General features: G+C 40.3%; 20 protein-coding genes and 1 pseudogene. 18 read left to right on the forward strand and 3 right to left on the reverse strand.

From position 1 onward, the window contains the following. Window positions 1-172: 172 nt before the first annotated feature. The 4 genes from G596_RS0119325 (at window position 173) to G596_RS0119340 (ending at window position 3,587) form a co-directional block, all read left to right on the forward strand. Entirely contained in the window at window positions 173-910 is a 738-nt protein-coding gene (locus G596_RS0119325; RefSeq protein WP_022763454.1) for an MmcQ/YjbR family DNA-binding protein, read from the forward strand. A gap of 420 nt (window positions 911-1,330) precedes the next feature. After that, entirely contained in the window at window positions 1,331-1,801 is a 471-nt protein-coding gene (locus tag G596_RS0119330) for a MazG nucleotide pyrophosphohydrolase domain-containing protein (RefSeq protein ID WP_022763455.1), read from the forward strand. Then, window positions 1,798-2,820: a nucleotidyltransferase domain-containing protein gene (locus G596_RS0119335; protein ID WP_022763456.1), complete on the forward strand. Its 1,023-nt coding sequence runs from the start codon at window positions 1,798-1,800 to the stop codon at window positions 2,818-2,820. The genes G596_RS0119330 and G596_RS0119335 overlap by 4 nt, the downstream gene beginning before the upstream one ends. Further along, on the forward strand, window positions 2,817-3,587 hold the full coding sequence (locus G596_RS0119340; RefSeq protein WP_022763457.1) for a nucleotidyltransferase domain-containing protein: 771 nt from the start codon (window positions 2,817-2,819) through the stop codon (window positions 3,585-3,587). Before G596_RS0119335 ends, G596_RS0119340 begins: the two co-directional genes overlap by 4 nt. A 66-nt stretch (window positions 3,588-3,653) precedes the next feature. Here the strand turns inward: G596_RS0119340 and G596_RS0119345 are convergent, their stop codons facing one another. Further along, a complete protein-coding gene (locus G596_RS0119345) occupies window positions 3,654-4,730 on the reverse strand; it encodes a hypothetical protein (protein ID WP_022763458.1) in 1,077 nt (358 codons plus the stop codon). Window positions 4,731-5,124: 394 nt separating this feature from the next. Here G596_RS0119345 and G596_RS0119350 point away from each other — a divergent pair, with 394 nt between their 5' ends. Both G596_RS0119350 and G596_RS24225 read left to right on the forward strand, forming a co-directional pair. Beyond that, window positions 5,125-5,919: a hypothetical protein gene (locus G596_RS0119350; RefSeq protein ID WP_022763459.1), complete on the forward strand. Its 795-nt coding sequence runs from the start codon at window positions 5,125-5,127 to the stop codon at window positions 5,917-5,919. Window positions 5,920-6,109: 190 nt separating this feature from the next. Beyond that, a complete protein-coding gene (locus G596_RS24225) occupies window positions 6,110-7,765 on the forward strand; it encodes a BspA family leucine-rich repeat surface protein (RefSeq protein WP_022763460.1) in 1,656 nt (551 codons plus the stop codon). On the opposite strand, the gene G596_RS0119360 is transcribed toward G596_RS24225, so the two are convergent. Then, window positions 7,758-7,943 (reverse strand): hypothetical protein, encoded by a 186-nt coding sequence (locus G596_RS0119360; RefSeq protein WP_022763461.1) that lies wholly within the window; start codon window positions 7,941-7,943, stop codon window positions 7,758-7,760. The two genes, G596_RS24225 and G596_RS0119360, sit on opposite strands and share 8 nt — an antisense overlap. 445 nt (window positions 7,944-8,388) lie before the next feature. Between G596_RS0119360 and G596_RS0119365 the strand changes: the two genes are divergently transcribed. The 9 genes and pseudogenes from G596_RS0119365 to G596_RS0119410 all read left to right on the forward strand — a co-directional run bounded on the left by G596_RS0119365 (window position 8,389) and on the right by G596_RS0119410 (window position 11,933). Next, a complete protein-coding gene (locus tag G596_RS0119365) occupies window positions 8,389-8,607 on the forward strand; it encodes a helix-turn-helix domain-containing protein (RefSeq protein ID WP_022763462.1) in 219 nt (72 codons plus the stop codon). Continuing rightward, window positions 8,604-8,729: a hypothetical protein gene (locus G596_RS25815; RefSeq protein WP_022763463.1), complete on the forward strand. Its 126-nt coding sequence runs from the start codon at window positions 8,604-8,606 to the stop codon at window positions 8,727-8,729. Before G596_RS0119365 ends, G596_RS25815 begins: the two co-directional genes overlap by 4 nt. Beyond that, a pseudogene (locus G596_RS26145) lies at window positions 8,689-8,775 on the forward strand (HipA domain-containing protein); the annotation flags it as partial. The gene G596_RS25815 and the pseudogene G596_RS26145, both read left to right, overlap by 41 nt. Window positions 8,776-8,963: 188 nt before the next feature. Continuing rightward, window positions 8,964-9,266, forward strand: coding sequence for a Dabb family protein (locus tag G596_RS0119380; RefSeq protein WP_022763465.1), 303 nt, complete (start codon window positions 8,964-8,966; stop codon window positions 9,264-9,266). An 11-nt stretch (window positions 9,267-9,277) separates the two neighbouring features. Next, complete coding sequence (locus G596_RS0119385; protein ID WP_139176369.1) at window positions 9,278-9,589, forward strand: hypothetical protein; 312 nt, start codon at window positions 9,278-9,280, stop codon at window positions 9,587-9,589. A 67-nt stretch (window positions 9,590-9,656) separates the two neighbouring features. After that, the gene (locus G596_RS0119390) at window positions 9,657-10,031 is read left to right on the forward strand and encodes a YccF domain-containing protein (RefSeq protein ID WP_022763467.1); all 375 of its coding nucleotides are present in this window, start codon (window positions 9,657-9,659) and stop codon (window positions 10,029-10,031) included. Between the two features lie 217 nt (window positions 10,032-10,248). Beyond that, complete coding sequence (locus G596_RS0119400; RefSeq protein WP_022763469.1) at window positions 10,249-10,569, forward strand: putative quinol monooxygenase; 321 nt, start codon at window positions 10,249-10,251, stop codon at window positions 10,567-10,569. Window positions 10,570-10,611: 42 nt separating this feature from the next. Continuing rightward, a complete protein-coding gene (locus G596_RS0119405) occupies window positions 10,612-10,989 on the forward strand; it encodes a zinc ribbon domain-containing protein (RefSeq protein ID WP_022763470.1) in 378 nt (125 codons plus the stop codon). 53 nt (window positions 10,990-11,042) lie between these two features. After that, window positions 11,043-11,933, forward strand: a complete 891-nt coding sequence (locus tag G596_RS0119410; protein ID WP_022763471.1) for a TPM domain-containing protein — start codon at window positions 11,043-11,045, stop codon at window positions 11,931-11,933. Between the two features lie 112 nt (window positions 11,934-12,045). Here G596_RS0119410 and G596_RS0119415 read toward each other — a convergent pair whose 3' ends face one another. After that, a complete protein-coding gene (locus G596_RS0119415) occupies window positions 12,046-12,672 on the reverse strand; it encodes a flavodoxin family protein (protein ID WP_022763472.1) in 627 nt (208 codons plus the stop codon). Window positions 12,673-12,840: 168 nt separating this feature from the next. On the opposite strand from G596_RS0119415, the gene G596_RS23085 reads away from it, so the two are divergent. From G596_RS23085 to G596_RS25430, 3 genes are read left to right on the forward strand one after another with little or no spacing between them, the layout of a single operon-like run. Further along, a complete protein-coding gene (locus G596_RS23085) occupies window positions 12,841-13,692 on the forward strand; it encodes an ADP-ribosylglycohydrolase family protein (protein ID WP_278246771.1) in 852 nt (283 codons plus the stop codon). After that, the gene (locus G596_RS25820; protein WP_278246772.1) at window positions 13,614-13,841 is read left to right on the forward strand and encodes an ADP-ribosylglycohydrolase family protein; all 228 of its coding nucleotides are present in this window, start codon (window positions 13,614-13,616) and stop codon (window positions 13,839-13,841) included. The genes G596_RS23085 and G596_RS25820 overlap by 79 nt, the downstream gene beginning before the upstream one ends. Beyond that, window positions 13,838-14,107 (forward strand): hypothetical protein, encoded by a 270-nt coding sequence (locus G596_RS25430; RefSeq protein WP_022763473.1) that lies wholly within the window; start codon window positions 13,838-13,840, stop codon window positions 14,105-14,107. Before G596_RS25820 ends, G596_RS25430 begins: the two co-directional genes overlap by 4 nt. Window positions 14,108-14,411 lie beyond the last annotated feature (304 nt).

Here is a 14,411-nt window from a genome sequence, read left to right on the forward strand (position 1 = left end):
ACATTTTTGCATCAAAGAATTCATGCTCTGCATGAATTCTTCCTTGTTTAAATTCAAGATTGCGAACGAGCAAAGCGAGTTTCGCAATTACCTATTGATTGTGATAGTATAAATATCGGCAACAGTTTGAAGAGATATTACCATAATCCTTTCAAGAAAGGGTAAAGGGAACATGAAAGGCAAAGTATTTGCATACATTAAAAAGAAATACAAAGTATTGCCCGAATATCCATGGCGTAAATATGACAGCAATGCAGTGTTCCGACATACTGATAACAACAAATGGTTTGCTCTTGTTATGGATGTTGGAAGGGATAAGCTGGGGCTTGCTGGAATTGATTCTGTGGCGGTTATCAATCTGAAAATTGAGGATATGTTTTTCAGAGATATGCTCGTTAAGCAGGACGGAATTATGCCGGCGTATCATATGAATAAGCAGCACTGGATAACGGTTCTGCTCGATGGGACAGTACCGGAGAAACAGATTTTTGATCTGCTGGATGCAAGCTATATGGCGACAGCATCTGCAAAGAAGAAGGCAAAAATGCGGCCTGCTAAGGAATGGATTGTACCTGCTAATCCCAAATATTATGACATTGAGGCCGCTTTTGAAGCATCGGATGAGATTGATTGGAAGCAGGGAAGCGGGATTATCAAGGGCGACACAGTCTTCATGTATGTGGGAGCTCCTGTTTCTGCTATTCTTTACAAGTGTAAGGTTACTGAGGTGAATATTCCTTATGACTATGAGGATAAGAATCTAAGGATAACAGCACTTATGAAGATTAAACTTTTGAAGAGCTATAAACGTGATGAGTTCACTTTTGATAAGCTTAAGTCAGAATACGCAATTTATGCGGTAAGGGGACCGAGAGGGATTCCTAACAGTCTTAGTGCCGCACTAAAGTAGGTTTTTATTAGAGATTGCCAGCTATACAGCTTAATGTTGAAGTGGTTTTGTGTTTTATGGTTTTTGGTGAGCAACATATTGTTAGTGGGATTTTAATGCCACAAAATTAGAAAATGTGAAAAGCGGTAGTGCAAATCAAGATGAAAAATCTGCTGCAAATATAACATTTCATAATTGAGGTAGTGAGTTTTAGATTAAAATGTCTGCTGTAAAAGAGAAACCTTCAGATAGCGGCAGAAAACTGATACATAGAGAGAATGCCGGATTTTTTCGATATGTAAATTGTGGCAGAAGATTGTGGTTAAAAACATCTACCGCAAAAGGTACTCAATGAAATATTGGCAGTTTTATTCTTGAAAAGTGCTCGATAGCTGAGTCAAAAACAGATATAAGGTAGTATAGTTTGGAGGAGACAATACCATGTCAGAGATAGACAGATTAAAAGAAGTGGTTGAGAAACTGAGGGCTGAGGATGGCTGTCCGTGGGACAGGGCTCAGACTCATGCGAGTTTGAAACCTGAGTGTATTGAAGAAGCTGCTGAAGTCATCGGTGGAATCAATATACTTGAAAAGACAGGAGATCCTGAGAACTTCAAGGAAGAGCTTGGGGATCTTCTTTTACAGGTCATGTTCCATTCTGTTATTGCGGAGGAGGAAGGCCTTTTTTCATTTGATGATGTAGTAAAGGGAATCTCTGATAAGATGGTAAGGAGACATCCGCATGTATTTAGCGGTGTGACTTTTTCATCAGAGGAAGAACTTCACAAAGCCTGGGCTGATATCAAAAAGGCAGAGAAGGCCGGAAAAGAATGGCATGCTGATTATCTCCCGGAGGCTTTTAAGGAAGCAGGGGAGTTCATTGAAAAGGCTAAGGAAAGAAAAGGGATATGAATTTTGTAAAGCTGATGCAGTCTGAGGAGTATGATTTCCTTAGAACTAATGAGAGACTTGGAAATAGAATAATGCTGCTGGGACTCGGTGGTAGCTATGCATATGGAACTAATAATGAAAACAGCGATATAGATTTCAGAGGCGTTACATTGCAGATGCCGTCTGATTTATTGGGGCTTACCGAGTTTGATCAGTATGAGGATGATAAGACAGATACTGTTATCTATGGTTTCAACAAGCTGGTGAAGCTTCTTGTGGAGTGCAATCCGAACACATGTGAGATGCTGGGGCTTGATGATGATCAGTATCTTATTATGTCTAAGCTGGGACAGGAATTAAAAGATAACAGCCATATGTTTTTGTCCAAAAGAGCGATAAAGACGTTCGGCGGTTATGCGGATTCTCAGCTTCGAAGGCTTCAGAACGCGATAGCAAGGGACAGCCTTCCGCAGAGTGAGAGGGAGAAGCATATCCTGAAGTCTGTTATGCATGCCCTTGATGATGTGAACAGAAGATATTATGGGAAAACTGAGGGCGGACTGAAGCTGTATATCGATAAGGCAGAGAATCCTGAGTTTGATACAGAGATATTTGTAGATGCAAATTATGAGCATTTTCCGCTTCGTGATTATGAGGATGTGTGGGGAGTCATGCGGAGCGTTGTGCGAGACTATGACAAGCTCGGCAAGCGCAACAAAAAGAAGGATGACAACCACCTTAATAAGCATGCAATGCATCTGATTCGACTTTTCATGATGGCGATTGATATTCTGGAAAATGGCGAGATTATAACGCACAGGACGAATGACCTGGATACACTGCTCGCAATTCGAAGGGGCGACTTCATGGAGGCGGATGGATCCTATTCACCTGCTTTCTTTGAGATGCTTGATGAGTATGAGAGAAAACTGGATGAGGCTGCGAAGAAAACAACCCTTCCTGATAATCCTGATATGGAGAAGGTAGAAAGATTTGTTGAGCGCGTAAACAGATACGCGGTTACAGGGGAACTTACATGAGAGATATTTTAAAGGAAATAGATGAAAAGCTTGATGAAATCGAGAAGACTGAGAATGTGAAAATTCTGCATGCGGTAGAGTCGGGCAGCAGGGCATGGGGGTTTGCTTCACCTGACAGCGACTATGATGTCAGGTTCGTTTACGTGCGTGATGCAAAGGACTATCTGAGACTTGATGAGCCAAGGGATGTCATAGAATGGCAGCTTGATGAAGTACTTGATATAAACGGATGGGATCTGAGGAAGGCGCTGAAGCAGTTTGCCAGGGGAAATGCCACTTTGTTCGAGTGGAGCGGATCTCCGATAGTGTACAGGACAACTCCTGAATGGGCCAGAATTGCGGAGGTATCGGGCCAGTACTTTTCTGAAAAGTCCGCGGTATATCATTACTATGGGACCGCAAACCATACATATCAGGAGTACCTAACAGGTGAGATGGTGAGATACAAGAAGTATTTTTATGCTCTTAGGCCTATTCTTGCCGCGATGTATATTGAGAAGAATCACGCAGCACCACCGGTTTTGTTTGATGATCTGTTAAAGATGGAATTGTCACAGGAACTTAGGTCTGCAATTGACGAGCTTCTTGAAATCAAGAAACGGACAACGGAAAAAGAAGAGAATCCCCAGCTTCCTGTAATTAGGAAATTTATCGAGGATGAAGTGATAAGGCTTAAGGAAATTGCCGATAATATGCCTGATGATCACAATAATGACTGGGGCAGTTTAAATAGTCTGTTTAGGGAAATAATAGGATACAAAATGTAAAATGAAAAATATCCATGCCACTGTATTTTAGGAGCATGGATATTTTTTGAGATTGTAAGGGGTGTGTTATCTCTTCACTTTAACTGAAGCTACTTTGCTCCAATCTGAATACTTCTTTTCATTTGAAGTAGGATAAGAATATGCGCGGATTCTTACGAAAACTTTCTTTCCTCTGTACTGCTTGGGAATTGTTATTTTCTTTGAATTAGCGGTTCCTTTTGCTTCACATTTTTTAATTGTGCTGTAGAAAGCTTTTCTATCGGAAATCTCAATTTCATATCCGGCAATATTTCTGTCTGCTATTTTATTCCAGTTTATAGATACTTTACCCTTCTTTGATGCCTTAGCCTTGATTTTATTGAGCTTTACGGTTGAAACATCTGTAGATAATCCTGATTTAAGCTGGAAGGTATAAATGCCTGCGTAGTTGGAACCGATTCTTAAATAATAGGTACCGGCATTTAATGAATGAGCAAATTCATCTGAACCGCTACCATCTGCTATATAGTTTCCATTTCCGTCCTGTATTAAATAATTGGGAGTTACTCTATCGGTGAGTGAGGTTAAAACCAGCTTTACATCACATGTTGAAGGTGCTGTAAATTTATACCAGTCATACTTTTCAGCTCCGGAGCATATCATACCTGTATATACTGTTCCGGATAATGATGGAATGATGCTTGCTGTTTCGGGAATATCATTATTTACTGTTTCTGTTTCGGGAAAGCTTTCGTTTTCAGGAGTGAAATAGAAAGTAAACTCCGGTGCATAGTCGTTACAATAATAGTTGCATACTCTGACGGAATACTGGCCGGCTCTTAAGTATCTTGTAAAATCATCAATTTTATACCAGCCATTACTGTCATCAAAAAAAATACTGTTATTGTCCTTGTCACGAATTTCAACACCTTGAATTCTGTCACTGATTGTATGAAATGTTAATCGTCCGGAAGAGGGAATCGTCATAGTGTAATAGTTGTTACGAATACCCTTTTCAAGCTTTATGACTTTATTAAGCTGCATCACTTCACCTTCACCAATCGGTAAAGTAACTGCCTTCGCATCAAGTGGTGACAACCAAATGCTGCAAACTGCTGCCAGCATGACAAATTGCATGCCAAGGAAATTTTTTAAATTTTTCATTTAATCCTCCATAATAATAAATACACACTTAATCAAAAACGCAACAGTTTGTGATTATAGCACGTTGCCATAAGTTTAGCAATGTATGATTTAATTATTTGGGTTTTAGGACTAAGATTTTTGAAGAAGTTGCTGATGGAGCTGATAAAGATCAGATAGCTAATGCTATAAGGAAAGCCTTTTTTAAATAGCTGATCTATCCTTTTTGAACTTAATAATTACAAAAACAAGGGCAATGCATGGGCACAAAATATGATTTAAGGGCTATTATTGGTCGAAAAATTGAACATCATATTTGTATGTGTTATAATTTCAACGTTCGTTTTTTACGAAACATGAGGGGACGCGTTTGCAATATTTTGTGAACAGAATAATAGAGAAAAGGGGAAATCGTATGAAAAGAGTTTTAAAAAAAGTTACTGGGATTATTATGGCTGCTGCATTCGCAGTGAGCGCATTATCAGTTGCCAAGGTTGACGCTAAGGCTACTGCAGCAATCAACGCTAATCAGGAGTATAAGCTGACGCTTGGACCTGATCAGTTGACAGAGTACACATTTGTTACACAGCCTGATTGTACTACAAGTGTTACGGCTTGTATTGTTGGAGGAAGCAGTAACACTGGATTTGCATGGATGAAGATAACTGTTGATTATTGCAAATATGATTCAGTTTATGTCGATAACGAAAAAGGCGCTGCATCAACAGGTACATTTGTATTTGCTCCCGGAAAGACTGCTACTCTTACTTTTAATAGTTCAAATGTAGGTACTAAAAAAACTATAGATATTGCATTTACTGTTAATTCTACTCCTGTCAGCAATCTTGAGAAGGAAGGCAATAATTCACCTAATTCCGCTACTAAGATAAAGCTTAATAAGACATATAACGGTGTTGTGTCATATGCTGATTCTGATACAGACTGGTATGTTTTTAAGGCACCTAAGACAGGTAAATACAAGTTTTATGTTGTAAATGCATTGATTGACGGAGGTAGCTCTGTTTGGTGTCACGGTTATAAGTCAAAGACAAAGAATGACAGCGATTTTTCTGCTTATTTAACCGCAGGAGACGGTTGGAAGAATTCTAAAAAGATAAAACTAAAAAAAGGAAAGAAGTATTACATCAAATTTAGCAGCACCGGCCATAAAGCTGTTCCCGTACAGATCAGAGTTAAGAAAGTTAAATAATTGTTTTGATAATATCAGGGTTTGCTTTTAGCAAGCCCTGAAATTATATTTAAGGAGAATATGTAAACATGAAGAGAGCACTTGTATTGTAATTAGTATTTGTGCTATATTCATCCTTCGAGGGGACAGATATGCAAACAGTATTTGGGGCTGTTTGGATAAAAAAAAGAAGTTTTAAGGGGAAATCAAAATGGAAAGAAACAGAAAATCGTTGGTGTGGGTCATCGCAGCTTTTCTTTGCGTGGCTCTTTTCTTCGGATGTTCATCCGGGAATTTCAAGATTAAGGCAGAAGCTGCCTCCAGTGCAACTTTAGTTACCGGGAATAATTTTAATAAGGCACTTAAAAAATTTGTAAGCAACAAGGTTTCCAGTTATACAGATGAAGATGAGACTATTGAGCATGTCATTTTTATGGCCAAGGGATCCACTCCAAATAAAAAGCTGCCTTCAAAGAATATTGGGACTGCAAATAATTCGGTTATGGCCTATTACGATAGTGAAAAGAAAACCGTATACATTTATTCTGCTGCAAATACCATATTTTTAAATGCTGATAGTGCAAATATGTTCTATGGATATACGGCAGTAAAAAGTATCGAATTTAATGGAAGAATAAGCACTTCCAGGGTAACAAACTTCAACGATATGTTTGGATTATGTCACAAGCTGGAGGTCCTTGATGTAAGCAACTTTGATACATCAAAGGCTACAAACCTTTCCGGTATGTTTAATCACTGTGATGTGTTAAAAACGATAGATATCAGTAATTTCAATACATCAAAGGTAACTTCAATGCATAGCATGTTTTTCTGGTGCTCTGCAGTTGAAAAATTGGATTTCAGTAATTTTGATACATCAAAGGTGGAATACTTCACTCAGATGTTTGTAGGATGTTATGGATTAGAGTCACTTGATCTTTCAAGCTTTAAAACTTCAAATGTTACTGAAATGTATAGGACTTTTAATGGCTGTAAGAATCTCAAATCACTCGATCTTAGCAATTTTGATACCTCCAAGGTTACCAATATGAAGTGGATGTTCGAGGGATGCTATAATCTCGAGAACCTGAATATAAGCAGTTTTAATACATCAAAGGTTACAGATTGCACAGAGATGCTAAATAGATGTGATAAGCTGAAAGTACTTGATGCACCTAAGATTATAGGTAAGGCGATAGCTCTTCCCGGCGAGTTCGGACTTGATAATAACAAGGACGGCAAGGCTGATAATGCAACTGTATATACAAAGCTTGCAGTAAAAAAGAGCGGAACAAGTAACAGATATATCAATCTGAAGAAGGAAGAAGAAAAGAAACCGGATCCTTCAGAGGGTGGCGAATCAGGGAATGAAGGCGGATCCGAATCAGGAAATCAGGGTGATGGCTCTGAATCCGGCAAGCCGGAAGTGAAGCCGACTACGCCAAATGAGGCATCAGCCGAGTCATCGGTTCCTATCGATTCTGCTAATCAGTCAAATCCGTCTGAGCAGGCAGCGCAGGCTACCAATCCTGCAACGCCTCAGGTAGAAGCAGAAGCGGCGGAGAAGATTGACGGCAAGCAAAAGAAAACATCAATTTCAAAGCTTATTGCCGGAAAGAAATCAATCACAGTCACCTGGAAAAAGCAGACCGGCATTAAGGGCTATGAGATCCAGTACACCACAGACAAGAATTTCAATAAGGACGTAAATGCTGTAACTATAGTTAAAGCCAAGACTACTTCAAAAACCATAAAGAAGCTTAAAACCAATAAAAAATACTACGTCAGAATTCGTACTTATAAAAAATCAGGCGCTGAAAAGATCTACTCAAAGTGGAGTAAATCTAAGAGTGTGAAGGTTAAATAAAGAACAAAAAAGAGAAAGCTACTATACCCGCGAAGATCATTATTGCTGATGCTATGCCGGTGGCTTTCTCTTTTACTGTCTCTAAGTCTATATAACGGTTGTTGAAGCGAACCGTGTCTACGATTTTGGGTGAAGCTTTACCAATGAACGCTTTGTTTGCAGAATTATTGTGGCCCATAATTTTTCCTCCCATAAATCCATAAATGTTTATAAAAACAACATCTAGTGGTTTTAAATGATTATAACCACAATATATAAAATGTTTATAAACTTGAGGAGAAAAAAATATTAAAAAAAGAGCCCCAGTCCAATGAGGACTGAAGCTCTTGCATGCGATTGTACAGATTAAAAATTTGTTCCCTTGAGCGTGTATTCAAGGTCAGCAGGTGATTCAACTTTTCTTAAAGGAATGTACGCACTTGTCGTAAAATAGCCATCACCGGAGTGATAGTTTACATAAAGGTTAAAAAGATCCTTTATAAGGTCGTCATATGTTTGCGATAATGCCGGAGCTTGACTAAGCCGAACGGCTAATATTATACTGCTTTTAGCGTGATAAAGCCGAACGGCTTATTATTTGACATTTTTGACTGAAATAAGCCGAACGGCTAAAAGGAGCAAATATGGTCATAGCGGATACTAAAATGTTTGGAGAGGCTTTGAAAAAGCGCAGGAAAGAGCTGGGATATACACAACGCTATATTTCAGAATTTACGGGCTTTAGCATCAGTTTCATTTCTGATCTGGAGAATGGAAAGAGCACGGCTGAACTTGGAAAGGCAATTTTCCTGGCGAATATGCTTGGATTGGATATTGTGATAAATTCAAGGGGCAACAAATGAGAAAATACGACGTTATTTTGGAAATACAGGGTAGACAGGTGGTAGTCGGATATATCGAAGGGGAATCATTCAGGGAATCCGTTGGAAGATCAGCTGAAGTTATGGCGCAGGATTGTTTTTGATTATGTCCTTGGGAATACTGACGCTCATATCAAGAATTTCTCATTACTGTATAGCTATGATCTTGGAGAGAAGAGGCTTTCTCCGGCATATGATAAGTACAGCTATATACGAAGCTGCTACCAGAGAGATGTCTTCCATGGGATTTGAGAATGCAATGGATATAGGTGATAGGATACTTCATGCCAGAAGGAGTGTCTTGTAGTTTTTGAAAAAGTGGAAATAAGGAGGTAATAATGGTAAAGCATGTGATTTTATGGACATTAAAAGATGAACTGTCAGCTGAGGAAAAGGCTGAGATTAAAAAGGGGATTAAGGAAGGACTCGAGGGTCTGAAGGGAAAGGTTCCGGGGATCGTTGAAATCAAGGTTAATATCAATGGCCTGGAATCTTCAAATGCGGATCTGATGCTTGATTCTACATTTGAAGATGAGGCGGCTCTTAAGGGATACGCGGTTCATCCTGAGCACGTAGCAGTTGCGGATACTAAGGTAAGACCATATACAAAGATCAGAAGTTGTTTGGATTTTGAGGTGTGATGAAAGTGGTTATGAGCGATAATAGTATTGGACAGTGTATTCAAAACGAGATCGACAGGATATACGGAATCGAATACGGGAAAAAGACCGGCAAGGTGCTTGTGCCTGCTTTTCTAGGAGACTTCAGAAAAGTACTTGAGAATAGCATTGCGGGGGATGTTGTTTCCGAGGAGTATATGACTGAAGATAAGAAAATGCATCTGATCCTGAAAGGGCAGAAAAGGCTTGGTGCTAAGGGATATGTGCCTTTCATTGTTTCATGTATATGCAATGACAGGGAACTACTTAGCTCGGAAGTATTGTTTTTGGAAGAAATGTTATAAAGGTGCATAGATGGTGTTAAATGATCTATGGAAAAACTGAGTCAAATCTATTCGATGGGGTATTAAAATGAGATTTATTGGAAACGTTATCTGGTTTGTTTTTGGTGGATTATTAAGCGCAATAGCCTGGTGGATTACAGGCCTCTTGTGGTGCATAACTGTAGTAGGCATCCCGGTTGGAATCCAGTGTTTCAAGCTATCATCGATTTCACTTAATCCTTTCGGAAAAGAGATTGAGAATGAGGGCGGCACAGTATCTTTTCTTTTGAATGTTTTGTGGCTCCTGATCTCCGGATGGGAACTGGCATTAGGAAATGCCATAATCGGATGTCTTTTCTGCATCACAATAGTAGGCATTCCTTTTGGAAAGCAGTTCTTCAAGATTGCAAAAGTGGCACTTATGCCCTTTGGAGCAAAGGTTGTTAGAAAGCATTATCTTTGATTTGAATGGCAACTTTGATATGGTGTGTCATAAAACGGACAGCAAAATTGATAGAATATACCCGGATGAAATTGTAAGAAGTTTACGAGTTAATCAGGGAGGTGCTTATGTTTGATACACATCATATCTATCAGGGATTTGGGTCGGAATTGTTGTTTTCGGTTGTGATAATAATTCTTGCTGGAATTCTGGCAGTGAGTTAGGAGGTATCTCGGATATGATAACCGTTAATCTTTATTATAAGGGAACAAATGGAAATGCCAGAGCTTTTGCTGATGAAATGGAGTCATCGGGGATAGCTGATGCGATAAGAAAAGAGGAAGGGAATCTTCGATATCAGTATTTCCAGCCGATAGGGGATCCTGAGACGGTCCTTCTCATAGATTCATGGACGGATCAGGCTGCGACTGATGCTCACCATGCGTCGCCGATGATGGAGCAGCTCGCAAAGCTTCGCGAGAAATATGATCTTCATATGACAGTGGAGAGATTTGTCAGTGACGACTATGAAGGAGACGAGGGCTTCATTAGAAAGTAATGTGAAGCTCTTGATGTATAAAAGTGTAAGGAGTAAGGAAAGATGTTTTTTATAATGGGGATAACACAGGGCAGGAAGGATTTTGATTTTAACCAGTTTGTGACCTGCACTATCTGTGGGAAGTATGGACGCTTCAATGTGTTCATGACATATATGGTTTTGTCTCTTTTCTTCATTCCTACAATAAAGTGGAGTAAACGCTACTATGTACAGACAAGCTGCTGCGGCACAGTTTATGAGCTTGATCCTGAGATTGGAAAAGCAATTGCAAGAGGCGAAAATGTCGAGATCCAGCAGTGCCATCTGACACGTGTGATGAATGGAAATGGATATGTGAGTGGCTATAAAAAGTGCAGACAGTGCGGCTATGAAACGGCAGAGGATTTCGAGTTCTGTCCTAAATGCGGAACGAGGTTTTGATTGGGGCGAACCGGTAGGGAGAGAGATTTTATGAAAATGGAGGTTGTTTGGGAATGAAAAAAAGATATCTTGGGTGGATTCTGTTTTTACTAACTATAATCGTAATGAGTGTAACCCCCATAAACGTATCTGCTGAAGACGGTGTGTTTGTTCCGACTGTTAAGGAAGATATCTATGTCTATGATGCGGTCGATATGATAAGCGCAGATGATGAAGACGAGATCAACCGTATCCTGGATGAGCTGGAAGAGAAGACCTCTGCGGAAGTTGCAGTAATATCTTACGACGATTCAGACCTTACCCTGGAGGAATATGCCAATAAGCTTTTCAATATGCTGGGCATAGGAAAAGCGGAAGAGAATAACGGTATTCTTCTATTGATGCAAAAAGAGGGAAATCACGTGAGGCTTGAAATCGGAAGTGGAATTGATGATGTTTTCACTGATGATGTCGCAGGAGATATACTCGATAACTATTATGTGCCATACAGGGATGAAAGCACATCCGAGGCGGCGCTGGAGACTGCAAAGGCAGTAGCAGCCAATATGTATTCGTATTATGAATTGGAAAGCGAACTGACCGGAGAATATGAACCTCTGATCTATGGGAATATAAGTGATGAGGAATTTGCCGAAGACGATAATGTATATGAAGTAGAGGAAACGACTGAATCAAATAAAATAGGTGGTATTATTCTGATTGTCATAGTTGGGTTTTTTGTATTATTCGTATTACCATCTATAATAGAGCATTTCGAAAAAAAGAAATGGGCGAAAGATCATGACGGAGACATGCATATCTGGGAGGCAAGGGAGAGGTTATACCATAGATCTTCCAGTGATTCATGCACCAACTTCTTTGATTCCGGTTCCTCTTTCGGAGGCGGAGACTCAGGAAGCTCCTTTGGTGGAGGAAGTTCCGACGGTGGCGGTGCCAGCAGATAATTACATGAAGGCTATAAGTAAGTAAAGGACTGAATTTAAAATGCCCGGATACATTTGGTTTGTATCCGGGTATTTCTCTTTTTTTCTATCGGGAAAGCTTGTATATGATTCCCTATTTTCCATCAGGAAAACTTGTAAAGGATTCCCTTTCCATCTCTGGAGCGCCATATTTTTCCTTTGCGTCGGCGAACGCCTTGATCATGAACGCCATATTTCTTGCGAGGTTTCGCATAGTCTGAAGGCCCTCAAGATCCTTCTTTACATCCTCTGCTGTAAAGCCATGAACCTGATTCCAATAAGTGCTTGAAGCCACAGGCATTCCGCTTATTGTGAAGTACTTATTTAGTACATCAAAAGTCGCAGTATTGCCGCCTCTTCTGGCGCTGACGACCGCTGCGCCAACTTTAAGATGCTTTGAAAAAGATGTGCTATAGAACAATCTGTCCATGAACGAGAGTATTGTTCCATTCGGAGAAGCATAGTAAACAGGGCTTCCAACCACCAGACCATCTGCCTCTTCAAGTTTTGGAGCAACCTCATTAACAAGGTCATTAACAACACATTTCCCATTTTGAGCGCAATATCCGCAGGCAACGCAGCCACGAATATCCTTATTTCCAACATGAATTATCTCTGTATCAATCCCTTCTTCCCGGAAAACTTTTACCATCTCATCAAGAGCAGTTGCTGTGCAGCCATTTGCCCTCGGACTGCCATTCAGTAACAATACCTTCGCCATAGAAGACCTCCTTTTTACAAACAAATTGCTAACAATATTATAACAAAAAAGTAAATATATTGAATTTTTAATAATAGTTATGGTGAATCGTGCAGTCGCCTGTGAGGTTACCTTTTCCGGTTGTGGATTGGGTATAGTGAATAGAAAGATGAAAGGAGCGGAAATATCATGATGAAGAATGATGCTAACGGTAAGGATATTAAGAACTTATGGCTCGCAGGAGTGATGGGGGTGGTTGTCGGTGATGCGCTGGGGTGTCCGGTGCAGTTTAGAACAAGGCAGGAGGTTAAGGCTGATCCGGTGAAGAAGATGATTGGCTATGGGACTTTTAATTTGCCGGCAGGGTCTTGGACGGATGACAGTAGTCTTACGCTTGCGCTCCTTAGCAGTATCGGCGACAGGAAAAGTGTAGATACAACCGATATCATGAATAGGTTTGTGGAATGGCTGGATGACGGTGAGTACACGCCTTTCGGAATGTCTTTTGATATAGGTCGTGGGACAATGATTGCCATTGAGAAATATAAGAGGACTCACGACGCCGTGACCTGCGGCGGAACGTCGGAACATGATAATGGGAATGGCTCTCTTATGAGAATACTGCCGACGTGTATATATGGATATGTCTCGGGATTGTCCGGTGAGGAGGCTGTAGACTTGATTCACCGCGTTTCCGCACTCACCCATGGGCACATGAGAAGCAAGATGGCTTGCGGGATTTATTACTTTTGCATGAAGTCGATTTTGGATGTGGAGGGACCTTTGAAGGAGCGGCTTCAGAGAGGTGTGACGGCTGCTTTTGATTTTTATGAGAAGAATTCTGATAAATACGGGGGTGCTACTGAAAAAACGGGAATGATGAGCTTGCATATTATGACAGAATCAGGGATATTGAGGCGTTTTCAGAGCTCCCTGAAAAGGATATCAAAAGCAGCGGCTATGTGGTGGATTCTCTTGAGGCAGCTATTTGGTGCCTTGCAACTACAGGCAGCTTCGAAGAGTGCGAGCTTAAGGCAGTGAACCTCGGTGAGGATACCGATACCATAGGCGCTATCGCAGGTGGACTTGCAGGTATTTTCTATGGTTATGACGCTATCCCTTCTGACTGGCTTGAGGTGATCCAGAGGCGGGAGTGGATCGAGGAGAGGTGTGACGTGGAGGCCAAATGAAGGCATTTTGTGAGGATATCTGTGATTTGAGGGAAAGGTTCAAAAACACAGATGACTATCACTGGAGAATCTGTGTTTTATGCAAAAAACAAAAAACACAGATGATTTATGAAGGACTATCTGTGTTTTGGAGGAAAATGAAAGAAACACAGAAGGACATGGCAGAAGGAGTCTGTGTTTTGGAGGAAAATGTAGGAAACACAGAAGGGCATGGCAGAAGGAGTCTGTGCTATGGAGAAAAATGTCGAAAGCACAGAAGACTATAGTGCCAGGGGTCTGTGTTATGGAAGAAAAAGTTAAAAACACAGATGGCAACCAATATATAGTCTGTGTTTTGGAAGAAAAAATAAAAAGCACAGATCTACATAATAGCAAGAGTCTGTGTAATAGAAGAAAATGCTGAAAACACAGAATTGTGTGAAGTGGCTGACGGAAATCTCGGGCTACTATTCACCGTGACGTCGTGAAGGCCGTGAATAAACTGATACCCAGATGATGGACTTCAACATGACAGTTGAAATACCCATTGTCTGGGTATTTTTTTATTGGAGGCTTTGCTATGAGTATATT

The organism is Butyrivibrio sp. AD3002 (assembly GCF_000420905.1).
Classification (GTDB): Bacteria; Bacillota; Clostridia; order Lachnospirales; family Lachnospiraceae; genus Butyrivibrio.

Coding starts and splice junctions, on each gene's coding strand:
- G596_RS0119325 (WP_022763454.1), top strand. CDS start 173: ATGAAAGGCAAAGTATTTGCATACATTAAAAAGAAATACAAAGTATTG.
- G596_RS0119330 (WP_022763455.1), top strand. CDS start 1,331: ATGTCAGAGATAGACAGATTAAAAGAAGTGGTTGAGAAACTGAGGGCT.
- G596_RS0119335 (WP_022763456.1), top strand. CDS start 1,798: ATGAATTTTGTAAAGCTGATGCAGTCTGAGGAGTATGATTTCCTTAGA.
- G596_RS0119340 (WP_022763457.1), top strand. CDS start 2,817: ATGAGAGATATTTTAAAGGAAATAGATGAAAAGCTTGATGAAATCGAG.
- G596_RS0119345 (WP_022763458.1), bottom strand. CDS start 4,730: ATGAAAAATTTAAAAAATTTCCTTGGCATGCAATTTGTCATGCTGGCA.
- G596_RS0119350 (WP_022763459.1), top strand. CDS start 5,125: ATGAAAAGAGTTTTAAAAAAAGTTACTGGGATTATTATGGCTGCTGCA.
- G596_RS24225 (WP_022763460.1), top strand. CDS start 6,110: ATGGAAAGAAACAGAAAATCGTTGGTGTGGGTCATCGCAGCTTTTCTT.
- G596_RS0119360 (WP_022763461.1), bottom strand. CDS start 7,943: ATGGGCCACAATAATTCTGCAAACAAAGCGTTCATTGGTAAAGCTTCA.
- G596_RS0119365 (WP_022763462.1), top strand. CDS start 8,389: ATGGTCATAGCGGATACTAAAATGTTTGGAGAGGCTTTGAAAAAGCGC.
- G596_RS25815 (WP_022763463.1), top strand. CDS start 8,604: ATGAGAAAATACGACGTTATTTTGGAAATACAGGGTAGACAGGTGGTA.
- G596_RS0119380 (WP_022763465.1), top strand. CDS start 8,964: ATGGTAAAGCATGTGATTTTATGGACATTAAAAGATGAACTGTCAGCT.
- G596_RS0119385 (WP_139176369.1), top strand. CDS start 9,278: ATGAGCGATAATAGTATTGGACAGTGTATTCAAAACGAGATCGACAGG.
- G596_RS0119390 (WP_022763467.1), top strand. CDS start 9,657: ATGAGATTTATTGGAAACGTTATCTGGTTTGTTTTTGGTGGATTATTA.
- G596_RS0119400 (WP_022763469.1), top strand. CDS start 10,249: ATGATAACCGTTAATCTTTATTATAAGGGAACAAATGGAAATGCCAGA.
- G596_RS0119405 (WP_022763470.1), top strand. CDS start 10,612: ATGTTTTTTATAATGGGGATAACACAGGGCAGGAAGGATTTTGATTTT.
- G596_RS0119410 (WP_022763471.1), top strand. CDS start 11,043: ATGAAAAAAAGATATCTTGGGTGGATTCTGTTTTTACTAACTATAATC.
- G596_RS0119415 (WP_022763472.1), bottom strand. CDS start 12,672: ATGGCGAAGGTATTGTTACTGAATGGCAGTCCGAGGGCAAATGGCTGC.
- G596_RS23085 (WP_278246771.1), top strand. CDS start 12,841: ATGATGAAGAATGATGCTAACGGTAAGGATATTAAGAACTTATGGCTC.
- G596_RS25430 (WP_022763473.1), top strand. CDS start 13,838: ATGAAGGCATTTTGTGAGGATATCTGTGATTTGAGGGAAAGGTTCAAA.